This is a genomic window from Ruegeria sp. CJ6, assembly GCF_056536665.1.
The window spans coordinates 38,001-56,420 of sequence record NZ_JBQFQB010000005.1; the positions used below are offsets into that span (position 1 = coordinate 38,001).

Sequence of the window (18,420 nt, forward strand, 5' to 3'; positions counted from 1 at the left end):
GTGAAGCTTTGGAGGGGACCGTCAAAAATGCTGTTCTACGATTGTTCAACCGCGCCAAGCCCGCGCCGTGCCCGGATGTTTATTGCGGAAAAGGGGCTGGAGATTGAAACCCGCCATATCTCAATCGCCAAGGGTGAACAGTTTAGTGATGCCTTCCGGACCGTGAACCCCGGTGCAACGATTCCCGTGCTTGTTACGGATGAAGGTACCACGCTCACAGAAAATCTTGGCATCGCCGCCTATCTCGAGGCGCGCTTTCCGGAACCTGCCTTGATGGGGCAAACGCCGGATGAAAAAGGCGAAATTCTGATGTGGAATGCCATCGCCGAACAACAATGTGGCGCACCAATCGCGGAAACTTTGCGAAACACCCATCCTTCGTTCAAAGACCGCGCGATCACCGGGCCTGCAAACCACGCGCAAATCCCTGAACTAGCGCAGCGGGGGGCTGAGCGGGTGCGTGCCTTCTTCGATTTGCTTGAGGCCCGTCTGCAAGTGAGCGGTCTCGTTGCGGGTGACATGTTTTCACTGGCCGATATCACCACATTTGTGTTTGTCGATTTCGCACGTGTCATCAAGATGCGTATCCCAGAAGAGAACACGGCCACACGCGCCTGGTTTGATGCCGTTCAGACACGCCCGAGCGCCCGGCTTTAAGCTGATCCGGGTGCTGTCCCTCGAACTGTACAGAAATGTCTAGACAGAAGTGAACAGTGCCTCTAGCGTCCTCTGCGAGTCATGCAGGGGAGCGCAGGATGAAATCTCAGTATCGTGTCGTAGTCATCGGTGGCGGCGTTGTCGGCGCCTCGGTTCTGTACCATCTCGCCAAGTTTGGCTGGTCAGATGTGGTCATGCTGGAGAGGCGGCGTTTGGCCTCGGGGTCTTCGTGGCACGCGGCGGGAGGCATCCATGCGCTGAACGCAGATCCGAACATGGCGTCGCTGCAGGCCTATACGATTGATCTGCTCAGCGAGATCGAAAAAGAGTCGGGCCAGAATATCGGCCTGCACATGACCGGTGGACTGACGCTGGCAGGCACGCCCGAACGGTGGGAGTGGCTGCAGGCCAACTACCGCATTTTCCAGTCCATCGGCATTGACGACTGTGAGTTGTTGTCGCCAGAGGAGGCGCAGAAACGCTGCCCGATCATGTCCACCGACGGCGTGCTGGGCGCGATGTGGGCGGATCGCGAAGGTTACATCGATACAACCGGTACGGTTCAGGCTTATGCAACTGCGGCCAAGAAACGTGGCGCGGAATACTACGAAGAAACCAAGGTCGAAAGCCTGACACAGACTGCGGATGGTTGGGAAGTTGTGACCGACAAAGGCACTATCACTTGTGAACATGTGGTCAACGCTGCTGGCCTCTGGGCCAAACAGGTGGGGCGCATGGCCGGAGTGGAGCTGCCGGTTTCGCCGCTGAAACACCACTATCTGATCACCGATACGGTGCCTGAGGTGGCCGAGGCGGATTTCGAGATGCCGATGACGGTTGATCTTGAAGGCTTCACCTATATGCGACAGGACCAGAAGGGCGTTCTGGTGGGCATCTACGAGGTCGATCACGAGCACTGGGCTATGGACGGTGCGCCGTGGAACTACGGTGAAGAGTTGTTCCAGGAACAGCTCGACCGGATCGAGAACGAGCTGACGCTGGGCTTTGAACGGTACCCGTCGATCCAGAATGTTGGCATCAAAACATGGGTGAACGGCGCGTTCACCTTCTCACCTGATGGCAACCCGCTGGTCGGTCCGGTCCCAGGCAAGCGCGGTTATTGGTCAGCTTGTGCGGTGATGGCCGGATTCCTGCAGGGTGGCGGCGTTGGTAAGACGCTGGCCGAATGGATGATCCATGGCGAGCCTGAGGCCGACGCATGGCCTATGGACGTGGCGCGCTATGGCGATTTCGCTCAGAACAAACGCTACATCCGCGAAACAACCGGTCAGTTCTATTCTCGTCGTTTCGTGATGACTTACCCGAACGAGCAACTGCCCGCAGGTCGCCCGCTGAAGATGGCCCCAGCCCATGATGCAATGACCGAGGCGGGGTGCAAATGGGGCGTCAGCTGGGATCTGGAAGTACCGCTTTACTTTGCGCCCAAGGGCTTTGAAGAGACGCCGACGCTGAAACGCTCGAACGCGCACGACATCGTGTCTGAGGAGTGCAAAACCATCCGCGAAGGCGTGGGACTACTGGATATCTCGGGCTTTTCGCGCTTCGAGGTCACAGGGCCAAATGCCGAGGCTTGGCTGGATAGGATCATGGCGTCGGAACTGCCTGCACCGGGGCGTGCCAAACTGGCTCCAATGCTGGGTGAAAACGGTCGCCTCAAGGGTGATCTGACCGTGCTGAACTGGGGCGACGGGACCTGGTGGATCATGGGCAGCTATTATCTGCGCGCATGGCATATGCGCTGGTTCAATGATCACATGATGGACGCCGTGAATATCCGCGATCTGGGCGAGGAATATTGCGGTTTTGCCGTGGTTGGGCCGAAATCGCAGGCTGTGGTCGAGAAACTGGCCGAACAGGATATCTCGGGCCTGAAATTCATGGGCTGCGGTGACTTTGATATCGGTCTGGTGCGTGCCCGTGTGGCGCGTATGTCGGTGACGGGCGAAAAAGGGTATGAGATAAACTGCCGCTATGGCGACCACATAAAACTGCGCCGGATGCTGCTTGAGGCTGGGGCCGGGGACGGTATCCGCGAATGCGGATTCAACGCGATGCTGTCGACGCGGCTTGAGAAGAGCTTTGGTATCTGGTCTGCAGAATTCACTCAGCTTTACACGCCAGGCATGACCGGAATGGATCGCTGGATCGACTGGAACAAGGATTTCGTTGGCAAAGAGGCCGCACTGGCTGAACGCGATGGCAACGGTCCGGCGCAAGTTCAAGTGACGCTTGAGGTTGACGCGCTGGACGCCGATGCGAGCGGGTATGAACCGATCTGGGCCGGGGAAGAGCGGGTGGGTTTTGTGACTTCGGGTGGCTATGGCCATTACACGGGCAAGTCGCTGGCCATGGCTTTAGTCAACCGCGACAAGGCTGAACCGGGCACCGAGTTGTCGGTGCATGTGGTCGGTGTCGAACGCCCGGCCCGTGTGATTGCGCCGTCGCCTTATGACCCGCAGGGCAAAGCGATGCGAGGTTGACCATGTCGGACTTGGGCCAAAGACGCCGACGGCGTGGGCGCGGAGCAGAGGCTGCCCCGCAACCCACTCGCGATGTGAATTATCGCCAGCTGCGCAATCCGTTTCCGCAGATGGAAGTGTTCCCCGCAGATCAGATCGCAGACATGCACGAGACCGCCCTGCGCACGCTGGAAGAGTTGGGCGTGAAAGTTCTATTGCCCGAAGCGCGGCGAATCTACGCGCAGGGTGGCGCCCGCGTGGATGAAGACAGCGAAATGGTCTTCATCGGGCGGGATATGGTTGAGGCTGCGGTGGCCTCAGCTCCGAAATCTATCGGCTGCCGGGCGGGCGCGCGGCACCGGGATTTCACTTTGGAGCTGGGCTCTTTGGTGTTCCAACCCGGGGCTGGCGCTCCAAACGCGACCGATCTGGAACGCGGTCGGCGGCCAGCGAGTGGGCAGGATTATCTGGAGTTCCTAAAGCTCACTCATCACTTTGATGTCTTCCAGATGATCTCGCCGCAGGTCGAACCGCAGGACGTGCCAACCAATGTGCGGCACTATTTCACTACACAAGCGCAGATGGAGCTGACGGATAAGTTCCCGTTCTTCTTCTCGCGGGGCACGCCGCAAGTGATGGACTGCTTCGAGATGCTCTCGACGGCGCGAGGTCTATCTGACAAGGAGTTCCGCGCTAACGCCCATTGTTACACGATTATCAACACCAACAGCCCGCGGACGCTGGATATTCCAATGGCTCAGGGGCTGATCGACTTTGCGCGCCATGGTCAGATGTCGATCATCACACCCTTTACCCTGATGGGCGCAATGGCTCCGATCACGGTGGCCGGGGCCATCACGCTGTCTCATGCTGAGGCGCTTGCGGCCTTGACGCTGACCCAGCTTACCAACCCCGGTGCGCCGGTGTGCTATGGGACCTTTACCAGCAATGTCGACATGAAATCAGGGGCGCCTGCATTCGGGACACCCTCGCATTTTCAGGCGTCTTTGGCGGCGGGCCAGTTGGCCCGGCATCTGGGCCTGCCCTGGCGGTCTGCGGCGGGGTCTGCGGCAAATATCAACGACGTTCAGGCCGCCAATGAAAACCAGTTCGGCCTGTGGGGCTGCCTGATGGCCGGGGCGACGGTCATCATTCATTCGGCCGGATGGCTCGAAGGTGGCCTGACCGTATCTTTCGAGAAGATGATCTGCGATGCCGAGGTGTTGAACATGGTGGCCGAGCTTTGTGCAGGGGCACAGGCCAATGGTGTAGAGATCGGGTTTGATACTGCGCTGAGCGAGGTTGAACCCAGCGGACATTTCTTCGCCACGAGCCAGACAATGGAGCGCTATAATACCGCATTTTATGAGCCGCACCTGCATGATTATGCAAATTTTGGCACCTGGACCGAGCGTGGCGCGATCGACGCCAACCACCGCGCGACCGGTGTTTGGAAGGAAATCCTGGCAAATTTCAAAGCACCGGCATCAGATACGGATCGCCTTGGTGCGTTGAAGGATTTCATAGCGCGCCGTACAGAAGAGGGCGGCGCACCGCCGGAGAGTTGAATGAACACCAAACCCATCCTGCACAGGGACGATCCCGAAGCTGAGCCACTGATTGGTAACGTCAAGGTCACGCGCGATGATTGGCTGAACGTGGCCATGGACGTCCTGATTTCGGACGGGGTCGAGCAGGTGAAAGTCATGAACCTTGCCGAGCGGATGGCGGTCTCGCGCTCATCATTCTACTGGTATTTCAAGTCGCGGCAGGAATTGCTGGATGCTCTGCTGGCGCGGTGGCAGGCGACAAATACCGCGGCCTTGATCGCTCAATCCGAATTGCCTGCTGAAACGATCACGGCTGCGGTTTGCAATGTGCAGCGCTGCGTCGTGAATACCGAACTATTTGATACGGCGCTTGATTTTGCTGTGCGGGATTGGGCACGAAGATCGGGAAAGGTGCGGCGCATGCTGGACCAGTCCGATGCCCGTCGCCTGGCCGCGCTGCGCGCGATGTTCATCCGGTTCAACTATGATGAGACCGAGGCAGAGACGCGGGCGCGGGTGCTATATTATATGCAGATCGGATATGATCTGGCGCAGTTAAACGAACCATTGGCGATCAGGCTGTCGATGGTTCCACACTACCTTTATGTTTTTACAGGGGTCGAACCGCGACCCGAAGAAATCACCGAATTCAGCGCGTATGCGAAACGTTTCTGGGAAGGGGCAGGACATGAACCAACCTGACGCAATCATCATTGGCACCGGTGTGATCGGAGCCGCCATCGCGTTCGAGATGTCCAAGGCCGGTTGGAAAACTCTGTCGTTGGATCGCAATGCGCAGGTTGGGCATGGCTCGACCGCAGGCTCTTGCGCGATAATTCGGATGCATTATTCGACCCTCGATGGAACCGCGTTCGCCTGGGAAGGTTATCACTATTGGCGTGATTGGGCGAACTATCTGGGCTTGCCCGACACAGCCGATTTGGCGCAGTTTCGTGAGACCGGTTGTTTGGTCGTCAAGACCGAGGCCAATGGATTTCTTGAGAAACATAAGAAGTACAGCGCCGAACTGGATTGTCCGTTTGAAGAATGGACACCTGAGCGGATTACCGAACGTCTGCCGATCTATTCTCTGGACAGCTTTGCCCCGGCGCGGCGCATGGATGATCCGGAGTTCGGCCAACCGAACGGAGATCGGATTCAGGGCGCAGTGTTCTGGCCGAAAGCAGGCTATGTGACCGATCCGGCCTTGTCGGCGCAAAACCTGATGGATGCCGCCAAGCTGCATGGTGCCGAAGTGCGAACGGGCGCAGACGTGCGCGAAATCCTGTTGCAGCAGTGGCGCGTCGCAGGTGTCAGACTTGCCTCTGGTGAAGAAATCCACGCCAAAGTGGTGGTGAATGTTGCCGGTCCCGGGTCAGCGCTTGTCAACGAAATGGCCGGGGTTCTGGGTGACATGACTATTCAAACCCGCCCGCTGCGGCAGGAGGTGGTGCATGTACCCGCGCCCGAAGGATTTGATTTCGAAACGCAAGGAACAATTGTCTCGGATAGTGATATCGCGCTGTATTGCCGTCCAGAACATGGCAATCATATTCTGATCGGTTCCGAGGATCCGGCATGTGATCCGCATCAATGGTGCGAAGATGATGTAAGCTATAACCACGATTTTACGGATCAATGGACCACGCAGGCCATGCGTTATGCCCAGCGGGTCCCGAGCTTGGGGATACCCTCCAGAACCCGTGGGGTGGTGGATTTGTATGATGCCTCGACTGACTGGATTCCGATCTATGACAAGTCCAGCCTGCCGGGGTTTTACATGGCCTGCGGCACCAGCGGTAACCAATACAAGAACGCGCCGATTGCGGGCAAAATGATGGCTGCGCTGATCGACTACGTCGAAGGCGGTGCGGATCATGACGACAAGCCGATGCAGTTTGAACTGCCTTACATTGGACGCACAATCGACACCGGTTTTTATTCCCGCAAGCGACCGGTCAATACCGATAGCAGTTTCTCGGTGCTTGGTTAACGCGCCATCGCGCGCGCGTTCTCATAGCTTTCTTCCCGTACTGGACCGAAACCGCGTATCTGGTCCGCAGCTGACAGCACGTCCAGCCACTCAGCCTCGGAATGGGCGGAGGGGTTTGTCAGATACATGTCCAACAGCGATTGGTACCAGTTTAGGATATCTCGATGCAGTCGCGCTTCGGCGTGATAGCCGAAGGGGTTCAGGACCGAGCCACGCAAACCACGTAGACAGGACAGTCCCCGCAGAACCGGGCGCATCCATGGACCCAGTGCAAACTTGAGGGGGCGGCCCCGTTCGTCCTTGCGCCAGCTGAGCATTGGCGGGGCGAAGTGGTAACTGGTTTTGAAATCTCCCTCGAACTTTTGCTTCAGTTCGTTGTCGAAGTTTTGGGACGTTTGCAGCCGGGCCACTTCGAACTCGTCCTTATAGGCCATGAAGCGGAACAGGTTACGGGCTACGGATTCTAGAATATCGTCGGATATTTCCGGGTTCGACGCGCGGATTGCTTCAATCTGTTGCGCATAGCGATCCGCATATGCGGCATCCTGATAATCGGTCAAAAACGCCACCCGACGCGCAATCACCTGATCCAAGGTGCCGTTTGCCTCTTCGGGTAGTGCCAGCCCGTGAATGCGGTCGGGGTCAGCCGCCAGACAACGCCCAAGAGCAAAGGCCAGTCGGTTTTTTTCGACGGCAACACCGTTCAGCAAGATGGCCTGAGCCAATGCAAGATGCGACACCGGAACCAGCTCGTTTTGCCATGCATAACCCAGCAAAATGACGTTGGCGAAGACGGAATCCCCCAGTAGCGCCTCAGCTATTGCATTTGCGTCAAGGCTGGCGAGATTGTCCGCCCCAACCACATCTGCAATCGCCTGATCCCGCTTATCGACCCGCAATTGGGCATCGCGACGCAGGACAAGATCGCCGGTGGGCATCTCAGCCCTGTTCAGCACAACGCGTGTCCCGCGGGCATAATGAGCTGAGGCTTTGGGGGCCGAACTCACCACCACATCACAGCCAATCACCGCATCCGCAGCGCCTTGATCTATGCGTACTTGGTTAAGCGCATCCGGAGCTGCGCCAAGGCGGATGTAACTGAGTACCGTGCCGAATTTCTGCGCAAATCCGGTGAAATCCAGGACCGAGGCACCTTTGCCTTCCAGGTGCGCGGCCATAGTGATCAGGGCCCCAACCGTGACAACCCCAGTGCCACCCACGCCTGTCACAAGCAGATCAAACGGTGTGTCCAAAGACGGAAGCTTTGGGTCTGGCAGGTCTGCCTCAAGCGCGTCGAGGTCCAGATCTATGGCCCGCTTTCGCCGGGTTGCGCCTGCGACGGTCACGAAACTTGGGCAGAATCCGTTCAGGCACGAAAAATCCTTGTTGCACGAACTTAAGTTGATCTTGCGCTTGCGCCCCAGCTGGGTTTCTCGCGGCTCAACGCTCAGGCAATTCGATGCGACTGAACAATCGCCGCAGCCTTCGCAGACAAGATCATTGATCCAGACGAACGTTGAGGGGTCCTCCATTGTCCCACGCTTGCGGCGGCGGCGTTTCTCGGTGGCGCAGGTCTGTTCATAGATCAGAACAGTGACTCCGGGTATGTCGCGCAGTTCGCGTTGTAGGCTGTCCATCTTTGCCCGGTCGTGGAATGTGGTGCCAGCCGGGAAATCGGATCGGTGAAACTTGGCAATGTTGTCCGAGACCAGCGCGATCCGCGCAACGCCTTCAGCCCGGCAGGTTTGGGCAATGCCTGCAACGCTGATGGGTCCATCCACTGGTTGCCCTCCGGTCATTGCGACCGCATCATTGTAGAGGATTTTATAGGTGATATTTGTCCCTGCCGCGACGGCCTGACGGATCGCGAGTGATCCCGAATGGTACCACGTCCCTTCGCCAAGGTTCTGGAAGATATGCTTGCCGCCATTGAATTGTGAGGCCACCACATGGGGTACGCCTTCGCCTCCCATCTGTGCATAGCCGACCGTCTCGCGATCCATCCAAGATGCCATTACATGACAACCAATGCCGCTGGCAGCGGTAGAGCCTTCTGGAACTTTGGTTGATGTATTGTGCGGGCAGCCCGAGCAGAAATAGGGTGTCCGTGTTGCGCCCGGGACATTGATCACGGGCGGTTCTGTCTCAGTCAGTGCACGCGCTTTGGCAGGCAGGTTTACTTCAGGGAAGAACGTGTTAAGTCGGGCGGCAACAATAGGGGCCAGCATCAAAGGGCTGAGTTCCCCGGTCCATGGGATCAGCGGTTCGCCATGGCTGTCATATTTACCTATCATCTTATGGGGTTTGTCGCCGGGCCAGTCATAGAAGTATTCTTTGAACTGGCTTTCGATGATGCCGCGCTTTTCCTCGACGACCAGAACCTCGGCCTTGCCTTTCACAAAGCGCAACGCGTTGCGACGGGCCAGCGGCCAGACCATGCCAACCTTGTAGATGTCGATCCCCAAGCGGCGACAGGCGGCTTCATCAAGGTCCAGCAAACGCAGCGCCTCCATGAGATCGAGGTGCCCCTTGCCGGTGGTCACGAAGCCGAACTTCGCACTGTCGATGTCATAAATACGCCGGTCGATGGGGTTTTCTTCGGCAAAGGCCCTAACGGCGCGCAACTTGTGTTGGATGCGGGTCTCGATCTCGGGCGAGGGTAAATCGGCGGTGCGGACGTGCAAGCCGCGTTCGGGCAAGTCGATCTGCGGCAGGGAAAAGCTGCGATCCGGGTGCAGATCGACGGACCGTGCGCTTTCGACCGTTTCCGAGACCGCCTTGAACCCGACCCAGGTGCCTGAGAAACGGGACAGAGCGAACCCGTACTCGCCGAATTCCAAATATTCCTCGACCGAGGCTGGGTTCAATGTCGGCATGAACCACGACATGAAGGCCACATCCGACTGATGCGGCATCGAAGAACTGACGCAACCATGATCATCGCCTGCCACGACCAGCACGCCACCTTTTGGCGCAGACCCATATGCGTTTCCATGTTTCAATGCATCGCCTGATCGGTCGACACCGGGGCCTTTACCGTACCACATTGAAAAGATGCCCTCGACCTCGCAATGCGGGTCCAAAATGGCCTGTTGCGCACCAAGAACCGCCGTTGCGCCGAGGTCTTCGTTCACGGCGGGCAAGAACGTGATGCGATCCGTCTTCAGTCGGTCCTTTGCGCGCCATAGCTCAAGATCCAGCCCGCCCAGTGGCGATCCGCGATAGCCCGAGACAAACCCCGCCGTGTTCAGCCCGGCCTGACGGTCGCGTCGGGCCTGGTCCATCATAATCCGCGCCAAGGCTTGCGTGCCTGTTAGAAAAACCCGGCCCTGCGTCAGGGTATAGCGGTCTTCAAGCCGATAAGTGCGGGGGGAGGGTTCGTGGTGGCTCATTGCTGCGCGTCCATGGGTTTTTGTCTTTGGTGTTCGGTTATTTTAACCCCCCGCAGGTGAATTTCTGTTTCAGAGTTTGTGCGAGTTCTGCAAAATATGATAGGATTCACCAGATTTAGTTATATTTACGGATGAATCTTTCCAAGATGACTACTCTTGATGATCGGGACCACCGCATTCTGACGCTGCTTCAAAATGACAGCCGGGTTTCAAACGCCGAATTGGCAGATGCAGTCGGCATGTCAGCCTCCGCGCTATGGCGCCGGGTGCGCGCGCTGGAAGAGGTTGGGGTGATCGAACGGTACGGCGCTTTGGTGAACCCTGCCGAGATGGGGTTGACGTTCGAAGCAATCGTGCATGTTCACCTGACCCGGCATGACCCGGACAAGATTGTCGACTTCATCCGGGCCGTCGAGATCAGCCCCGAAGTGCAGGAATGCTACGCCACGACTGGTCAGGCCGATTATCATCTGCGTGTCTTGTGCAGGAATCTGTCTGCTTACAACACGTTTCTGGAAGATTTCTTGTTTCGATTGCCCGCCGTCGCCAGCGCGCAAACGAATGTCGTGCTGCGGACGATCAAGCGGAACCGACCGGTGGTACCCTGAAGCTTAAGCCGCGAAAGCCACCCAAGCCCAGGCCATGCCAATATAAGTAAGGTTGTGAAACAACTGATCCAGACCAGCGGCACGCCAAAAAGCGGCCTGATTGGGTTGCAACTGTTTGCGGTCAGAATAGTTGGCTTTGGCAAAGTCGATGTGAAAATGCACGATCCATTCCAACGCAGCGATGATCAGTATGAACTCAATCGGGGCGCGAAAGAGCGCGAAAATCACGACCGAACCCACAACATGCACAGCAGCATGTTGCGCGCGCCCCATGTGGAAATACGTGCCTCGCCCGGAAAGCATCTTGGGCGTCTGTAAATAATAGTCGGCGAACATGTGTTTGATCTGAAGCAGACACAGCAACAGAAACACAGCGCCAAAGCTGGCAGGCAAATGAATCCTCCCGATATCGTCCTGAATCAGGAGATTAGGGGGTAAACGCGAAACGCGCAAATGAACTTGTTCACACAACGCAAATTAGGCGCAAATCGGAAATTCATTTGCGTCCGAGGATACGATTGCGGTAAATTCGGCCCGTTGTATTCACGCCAAAATCAGTGATTTGAGCGGCGGATCGTTAGTAGGGGCGGGTTCAATAGAACGATCGATCTTTCAGTTCATCTGGAAATACTCGAAGCGCGACCAGTTGATTTTGCTGGCCGTGACGTCGACCTTGTTTCCTTTGCTTTACCTGACGTTGGAGCTGCCCAAGCGCATCATCAATGACGCAATCGGCGCGACAAGTCAGATTGTCGATGTCTGGGGTTATAGCCTGACGCAGACCACTTTTCTGATGATCCTGTGCTTTGCCTTTCTGGCTGCGGTGCTGGCGCACGGGCTGATGAAGATGCGTATCAACACCATGAAGGGTGTTCTGAGCGAGCGTATGCTGCGTCGCTTTCGCTATCAGTTGATCAACCGCGCGCTTCGCTTCCCACAACCATATTTTGAGCGGGTCAGTCAGGGCGAAATGGTCTCGATGATAACCGCTGAAAGCGAACCGATGGGTGGGCTGATGGGGGATGCGATCAGTCAGCCCGTGCTGCAGGCCGGACAAATGATCACGATCCTGTCCTTTCTGTTTCTCCAAAGCGTCTGGTTCGGACTGGCCGCGGTGGCGTTGATCCCGCTGCAGGCCTGGCTGATCCCGCGATTGCAACGCCAGATCAATCTTCTGAACAAAAAACGTATTCAAGAGGTCCGCGTCTTAGCTGCCCAGATTGGCGAGAACGCTGCCGGTGCTTCGACCCTGCGCGCCAATGGCGGTTGGCGATATCGGAGGGCGATGATCTCGGACCAACTGGGGCGGCTGTTCGCCATCCGCTTTGAGATCTATCAGAAGAAGTTCTTTATGAAGTTCATCAACAACTTCATATCGCAGCTGACGCCATTCATGTTCTACCTTGTCGGTGGCCTGCTGGTGTTGCAGGGATCTGTTTCGCTGGGTGCTCTGGTGGCTGCGCTGGCGGCTTACAAAGACTTGAGCTCACCCTGGAAGGAACTGCTGACCTATTATAATCAAACGCAGGACATGTCGCTGCGATGGGATGTTGTGATTGATCGTTTCGCACCGGATGGAATGATTGATGAGGCCCTGTTTGACGGAGAGCCAGCGGATCGTCCGCATCTGAATGGCGATATCGTACTGAATCAGGTCTCGGTTCGTGATATCGACGGCAATCAGGTTTTGGATGATCTGGACCTGACGTTCCCAGCAGGTAAAACGGTCGGCATTTCGGCCACCAGCGAGGAAGATCGCGATGCGCTGACCGAGTTGCTGACCCGCGAGATACTGCCAACCTCTGGCCGTATTGAAATCGGCGGCATCAATATGGCTGGCCTGCATCAAAGCGTAGTTGCCCAACGAATAGGTCTAGCAACCTCGCGCCCCATAATGTTTCAGGGCACGTTGGGTGAAAATGTGATGATGCCGATGCGGTCACATCCATTGTCCAAGTCCACCGAGGATCCGGATTTCCCCGAGACGCTGAGGGCAGGCAATAGTGCTGATCCATTCAACGCCGAATGGCTTGACCCCGGAATGGCGGGTTTTGACGATACGGCGCGGCTGCGCGATTGGTGGCTGAAACTGATCGATGGCATGGGCTCGGGCGCGGCGTTGTTTCAGCGCGGTGCCGAGCAGGTGTTTGATGCGAATGAGCGCCCGGAACTGGCAGCAAAGCTGGTCGAATTGCGCCCTCGGGTTCAGAAGGCGGTGCGCGAGGCCGGGCTTGATCAGCAGGCGCTGATTTTCGATCGGTGCGCTTATAACTCTGCGCTGCCCGTTGCTGAAAACCTGTTGTTTGCCACCCCCTGCGTTCCAGTGACGCGACAATTGCTGGCACAGCAGACCGTGTTTCTGGGCCAGTTGCGCGAGTTGGGGTTGGATGAAACCCTGATCAGCCTGACACGCGACGTAATTGAGATGCTGCGTCAGATCTTTGGGCTGGATGGAACCGATCATCCTTTGTTTCGCAAGCTGGGGCTTGAGGCCCAGACCTACGAGGCCGCGGTTGAATTGGTCGAGCAAACCCGGAAGGAAGGCGCAAACGGGCTGGATGACGAACAATTGGCTAGCTTGCTTTCGGTGCCATTTGTGATCTCGGCCGAGCAGATTGGCCCGGCGTTTTCGGATGAGCTGAAGAACCGCATTCTTGAGCTTCGCCACAGCCACTCGGCCAAATTGCTGGAACCGTTGCACGATGTATTCGTCCCGTTGGATGAAGATGCCTTTGCACCCGGTTTGACGGTTATGGAAAACGCACTGTTTGGCAAGGTCAGCCAGATCGGCGGTGCGCGGACCGACGAGGCGCGCAAACTGATCGTCGATGTTCTGGCCGAGAACGGGGCGCGACCGATGGTGGTGGAACTGATCTATGATGTTCCGGTCTCGATTGGCGGCCAGAACTTGCCTGCGGTATTTGCCGAACCGCTGGCCTTTACCCGCGCTGCGATCAAAAAGCCGGATATTCTGATCCTGGAAACCGCGCTTGCCAGCTATGATATGGAGACACAGGTCGCAGTTTATAAAAATCTGCGTGAATTGCTGCCCGAAACTACTGTAATCTATCTAAATGATGCGTTCGAAAATCCAGATGTTTTCGACATGTATGTTGAAATCCGTCAGGGCCGGGTCGTGACGGGTGAAGGCCCAACCGACGTCGACGGCGACGGTGCGGCGTCTGCCGATCTGGTACGCAAATTGCGTGCGCTTGAGCAGACCCCGTTGTTCTCTGGGCTCGACCGTCGCCAGCTTCGACTGCTGGCCTTTGGTGCGCGCTGGTTCGAAGCGAAACCTGGCCAGGTGGTGTTTCTGAAGGATGATCAGCCAACCGATGGCGCCTATGTCATCCTTGAGGGCGAGGCAGGATTGTACCTGCCGCGTTCGGGCGAGGCCGATCAACTGATCACAACGGTTGGTGCGGGCGCGTTGGTGGGAGAGCTGGGGTTGATCCGAAAAGAGCCTCGGGCGTTGAGCATGGTGGCTGAAACGGAACTGTCCTGCCTACGGATCGGTGAGGAGGAATTTCTGGCGGTCGTCGAGAACGATGCAGCCACAGCCTTTAAACTGTTGCAGGTCATCGCGGGGTATGTCTCGAACTGATCGGCTTGCTCGCCTGTCGATTGTTACCCTTCGGTTGCGGGTGCACCGCCTTGAAACGCATTCCCATTTGCATAGTCACATGGGGTTTCCTGCATCTGTAGGTGCAGCCCGTCACCTTTGTAGGGATGGGCTCGGGCAAGGCCTTCATCGACCTCGATACCAAGGCCGGGCTCGGTCGGAGGAGTGACGAACCCCTTCTCGACGCGGATGCTTCCCTTTATCAGTTGATCGTGGAATGGGGTCTCGATGCTTTCAAGCAGCAGCAGGTTCGGGATCGACGCCGCCAGATGAATATTCGCCGCCCACTCGATCGGTCCCGCATACAGATGGGGTGCCATCTGGGCGTTGAAAACCTCGGCCATCGCGGCGACTTTCTTCATCTCCCAGATACCACCAGCGCGTCCCAACGCAGGCTGAAGGATTTCGGCGGCCTCGGCGCGCAGGACCGCGCCAAATTCCGCTTTGGTTGTCATCCGTTCACCGGTCGCGACAGGGATACGGACAGTGCGCGCCACACGGGCCATATCCTCGATCATGTCGGGGGGGGTGGGTTCTTCGAACCACAGTGGCGAAAAGGGTTCCAGCGCTTGGCCCAGACGTATAGCTCCGGCTGTGTTGAACTGGCCATGAGTGCCGAACAGCAGATCGGCCTTGTCTCCAACTGCCTCACGGATCGCTTTGCAAAACGCTATCGACATTGAGATATCGGACATCGCGGGCATGTGTCCACCGCGGATCGTATAAGGCCCGGCGGGATCAAACTTGACGGCGGTATAGCCGCGCCGGACCATTTCAGCAGCACTTTCTCCGGCCTGCTCAGGTGAAGTCCAGAAGTCCGTCAGGTAATGCTGAGGAAGTGGGTAGAGATAGGTGTACGCCCGGATACGGTCGTTCATCCGCCCACCCAGCAGCGCATAGACCGGACGATCACGATCCTTGCCCAAAATGTCCCAGCAGGCGATTTCGAGCCCTGAGAACGCACCCATGACGGTCAGGTCTGGTCGCTGAGTGAAGCCGCTGGAATAGGCGCGGCGGAACATCAACTCGATATTCTCGGGGTTTTCGCCCTGCATGTGCCGTTCGAATACATCGCGAATGACATGGGTCATGGCCTCGGGACCAACCGAGGACGCGTAGCATTCCCCCCAACCGATCACGCCCGTATCCGTGGTGACCTTGACCAAAATCCAATAGCGCCCACCCCAACCCGGGGCCGGAGGGGCAGTAACGATGACATCGAGATCTTGCAGTTTCATCGGGCGTTCCTTTTGCGGGTTCAGTCGCGATCGAACAAGATCACGTTGCGTTTGGCCGCACCGGACTTGGTGTCTTCGATGGCCTCATTGATCTGTGACAGGGTCCAGCGACCCGAGATCAACTCGTCCAGTTTCAGCCGCCCCTGTTCATACAGATCGATCATCCACGGGATGTCGCGCTGGATCACTACATCGCCCATTTTTGAGCCCACCATGCCCTGGCCAAGCGCGGCCAGCACGACGGGTTCGTAGCTGGACATGTCACCAGAATGGGGCATCCCGATCATGATCGCCTTGCCGCCCCGACCAAGGTAACGCGGGGCCTGATCATAGGCCGGGATTGCACCAACTGTAATCAAGACGGCGTCTGCGCCACGTCCGCCCAGCGCCTTGTAGGCGGCTTTCCACGGCTCTTTCTGGTTGGCCAAAACACCATGGGTCGCGCCGAACTCCATTGCGATATCCAGCTTATCCTGTGTCATATCGACCGCAACGATACGGCGAGCTCCGGCAATACGTGCGCCTTGGATTGCGTTCAAGCCGACGCCCCCGGCGCCGATGACAACCACGTCCTGCCCGGGGCGAAGCTGGGCGGCGTTGACCGCTGCGCCAACACCGGTGATCACCCCGCAAGACAGCAGGCTGGCAAGGTCCTTGGGCAGGGTCTCAGGTATGCGGACGATCTGTCGGTGGCTGACAACTACCTTTTCGGCAAAGGCCCCGCACGCCATGGCCTGTTCCAGCGCATCACCTTCGGCAGTCTGCAGCGGGCCTTTGACCGTGTCATACGGTGTCTCACAAATGGTGGGCTTGCCACCGGCACAGGACGGACAGCTTCCGCAGGCGCGGATCAACGTGACCACGACGGGATCACCAAGTTTGAAATCCCCTGCGCCCTCGCCAACGGCAGAAACGAAGCCTGCCGCCTCGTGCCCATAAACCGCGGGCAAGTGGCCGCCCCACGCGCCGCTTGCAAAGGAAATGTCCGAATGACAAATCGCGACCGCATCCAGCGTGACCTCGACCTCGCCCATGCCGGGCGGTGCAATCAGGATGTCTTCGATGACCAGAGGTTCGCCGAAGGCTCGGCATACAGCTGCTTTGATGGTTTGCATGAGTTTTTCCCGCTCCCTAACGGGATTACGGTGACCCGTCCCGGCGGGACCTGCAAGGTGGAAACCGTCACGGAGGTGTCGTTGTTATGCTAATGCTGGCTAGACGCAAAAGAAACCGCATATCAAAACGCCTCGCGCTGATCATCTGTTCGATTTACGACAACCAATTGGGTTGGTTCACCGCGTATCGGGATGGTACATCCATAGGGGCTGCTTACATTCGTTGCGAGATCTGGTGCATCAACCCGGCAAGATGCTCAGGATGCGAAAAAAACGGCGAGTGAGAGCTGTCTATCGTGAGGTGCATATCAGGGTCCGCACAACCCGCCATCTCGGCCTGATATTCGGTTGGAACGATTCGGTCATCGGTAGTTCTGATGTACCCTTTTGGAACGCGCGCGAAGTTATCGCCGACGTCTAGGGGGGTAGTCTGCGGTGCGATCGCCTGGGGGCACAGGCGCGCGAATGCATAGGCAACCACCTCGCGCGCGCAGTCGTGATAAAGCAGGTCGTGCACCTGATCCGGTACCACCGAATACGACAACCCGTCGCCGGATACTTCGACGGCATTTCCGATCAGTTGGCGTGGGGCTCGTTTGCGCATTTCGACCATAGATAGCCCGGATTTCGGAACATAGGCACTTAGATAAATCACACCTCGCATGGCGTTCGGGTCGGTCTCGGCAGCCGCACTTACGGGATATCCACCCCACGAGTGCCCTAAGATGATGGTCTTTGGTGTCGAAGCCTTCAGCACGGCATCTCTGCACGTTCCAAGGGTGACATCGCGGATAGGCGTCGGGTCCGAGCCGTGGCTTGGCATATCGATGGCGCGGGCGGTATGTCCGAATGTGGTCAATTCCGGGATCAGATCGCGCCAGCACCAGGCACCGTGCCAAGAGCCATGTACAAGCAAGAAATCTGCCAACAATCCCTCCTTCAAATATGTCCGATCTCGGTCAGAAAATCACCAATCAATTGGGCAAAGTCCTGAGGGCGCTCGACGCAGGGCAGGTGGCCTGCCTTTCGGATCAGCGCAAAGCGTGAACCAGGGATCAGATCGACCGTTTCGCGCACCAGATCGGGCGGGGTTGAGCCGTCTTCGCTGCCCGCAATCCCCAAGGTCGGCAGGCGCAATCCGCTGGTTGGCGTATAGAAATCGGTGCCCGAGATTGCAGCGCAACAGCCCAGATAGCCATCGACCGGTTGTCGGACCATCATGTTGCGCCAAAGCGTCATCTCGGCGCTGGCGCGAAATGATTTCGAGAACCACCGATCCATGGTGGCATCCGCCAGTGCCTCGATCCCGCCGGTACGGACAGCATCCATACGATGCTGCCACATCTTGGGATTGCCGATCTTGGCGGCCGTATTCGACAGCACCAGCGCGCGGATCTGATCCATACGCTTGACCGCCAGGCCCTGCGCAATCATGCCACCGACGGACAGACCCACGAATACGCAATCCTTGACTTCTAGATAATCCAGCAATTGCTCGGCGTCGCGCACCAGATTTCCCATGGAATAGGGCGCTGAGGGTGCTGTTGACAATCCGTGCCCGCGTTTGTCGTACCTAATGATGCGCAGGCCTTTGGGCAGTAGCGGCAATATCGGGTCCCACAGCCGCATATCCGTACCCAGTGAATTAGCAAACACGATGGGGGCGCCAGCGGCGTCGCCATCAATTCGGTAGTGTATCCGAACATCTTTGAGGTCAGCGATATGCATGTTTAGCGTCCCCGTCTGCTCAGGGTGTCGGTTAAAA

Annotated in this window: 13 protein-coding genes; 7 read left to right on the top strand and 6 right to left on the bottom strand. The window is 57.5% G+C overall.

Annotated elements, in window-relative coordinates:
* The first annotated feature begins 27 nt into the window (after positions 1-27).
* From ACR0BT_RS14965 to ACR0BT_RS14985, 5 genes are all read left to right on the top strand, one after another.
* Positions 28-657 carry a glutathione S-transferase gene (locus tag ACR0BT_RS14965; protein WP_170397642.1) on the top strand — a complete coding sequence of 210 codons (630 nt, stop codon included), beginning with the start codon at positions 28-30 and terminating at the stop codon, positions 655-657.
* 98 nt (positions 658-755) lie between these two features.
* Entirely contained in the window at positions 756-3,158 is a 2,403-nt protein-coding gene (locus ACR0BT_RS14970; protein ID WP_480763510.1) for a GcvT family protein, read from the top strand.
* 2 nt (positions 3,159-3,160) lie between these two features.
* Positions 3,161-4,705 carry a trimethylamine methyltransferase family protein gene (locus tag ACR0BT_RS14975; RefSeq protein WP_480763511.1) on the top strand — a complete coding sequence of 515 codons (1,545 nt, stop codon included), beginning with the start codon at positions 3,161-3,163 and terminating at the stop codon, positions 4,703-4,705.
* On the top strand, positions 4,706-5,389 hold the full coding sequence (locus ACR0BT_RS14980) for a TetR/AcrR family transcriptional regulator (RefSeq protein ID WP_170397633.1): 684 nt from the start codon (positions 4,706-4,708) through the stop codon (positions 5,387-5,389).
* A complete protein-coding gene (locus tag ACR0BT_RS14985; RefSeq protein WP_480763512.1) occupies positions 5,376-6,680 on the top strand; it encodes an NAD(P)/FAD-dependent oxidoreductase in 1,305 nt (434 codons plus the stop codon). Before ACR0BT_RS14980 ends, ACR0BT_RS14985 begins: the two co-directional genes overlap by 14 nt.
* On the opposite strand, the gene ACR0BT_RS14990 is transcribed toward ACR0BT_RS14985, so the two are convergent.
* A complete protein-coding gene (locus tag ACR0BT_RS14990; RefSeq protein ID WP_480763513.1) occupies positions 6,677-10,072 on the bottom strand; it encodes an indolepyruvate ferredoxin oxidoreductase family protein in 3,396 nt (1,131 codons plus the stop codon). The genes ACR0BT_RS14985 and ACR0BT_RS14990 overlap by 4 nt on opposite strands.
* Before the next feature lie 146 nt (positions 10,073-10,218).
* On the opposite strand from ACR0BT_RS14990, the gene ACR0BT_RS14995 reads away from it, so the two are divergent.
* Positions 10,219-10,680 carry an Lrp/AsnC family transcriptional regulator gene (locus ACR0BT_RS14995; RefSeq protein WP_170511503.1) on the top strand — a complete coding sequence of 154 codons (462 nt, stop codon included), beginning with the start codon at positions 10,219-10,221 and terminating at the stop codon, positions 10,678-10,680.
* 3 nt (positions 10,681-10,683) lie between these two features.
* On the opposite strand, the gene ACR0BT_RS15000 is transcribed toward ACR0BT_RS14995, so the two are convergent.
* Positions 10,684-11,073, bottom strand: coding sequence for a DUF3307 domain-containing protein (locus tag ACR0BT_RS15000; protein WP_170397621.1), 390 nt, complete (start codon positions 11,071-11,073; stop codon positions 10,684-10,686).
* Positions 11,074-11,242: 169 nt separating this feature from the next.
* Between ACR0BT_RS15000 and ACR0BT_RS15005 the strand changes: the two genes are divergently transcribed.
* Positions 11,243-14,284: an ABC transporter transmembrane domain-containing protein gene (locus ACR0BT_RS15005; protein WP_480763514.1), complete on the top strand. Its 3,042-nt coding sequence runs from the start codon at positions 11,243-11,245 to the stop codon at positions 14,282-14,284.
* Positions 14,285-14,307: 23 nt separating this feature from the next.
* On the opposite strand, the gene ACR0BT_RS15010 is transcribed toward ACR0BT_RS15005, so the two are convergent.
* The 4 genes from ACR0BT_RS15010 to pcaD form a co-directional block, all read right to left on the bottom strand.
* Positions 14,308-15,540 (bottom strand): mandelate racemase/muconate lactonizing enzyme family protein, encoded by a 1,233-nt coding sequence (locus tag ACR0BT_RS15010; RefSeq protein ID WP_480763515.1) that lies wholly within the window; start codon positions 15,538-15,540, stop codon positions 14,308-14,310.
* A 20-nt stretch (positions 15,541-15,560) separates the two neighbouring features.
* Complete coding sequence (locus ACR0BT_RS15015) at positions 15,561-16,655, bottom strand: Zn-dependent alcohol dehydrogenase (protein ID WP_170511497.1); 1,095 nt, start codon at positions 16,653-16,655, stop codon at positions 15,561-15,563.
* A 214-nt stretch (positions 16,656-16,869) separates the two neighbouring features.
* Complete coding sequence (locus ACR0BT_RS15020) at positions 16,870-17,583, bottom strand: alpha/beta fold hydrolase (RefSeq protein ID WP_170397608.1); 714 nt, start codon at positions 17,581-17,583, stop codon at positions 16,870-16,872.
* Between the two features lie 11 nt (positions 17,584-17,594).
* Positions 17,595-18,383, bottom strand: a complete 789-nt coding sequence (gene pcaD, locus ACR0BT_RS15025) for a 3-oxoadipate enol-lactonase (RefSeq protein ID WP_480763516.1) — start codon at positions 18,381-18,383, stop codon at positions 17,595-17,597.
* Positions 18,384-18,420 lie beyond the last annotated feature (37 nt).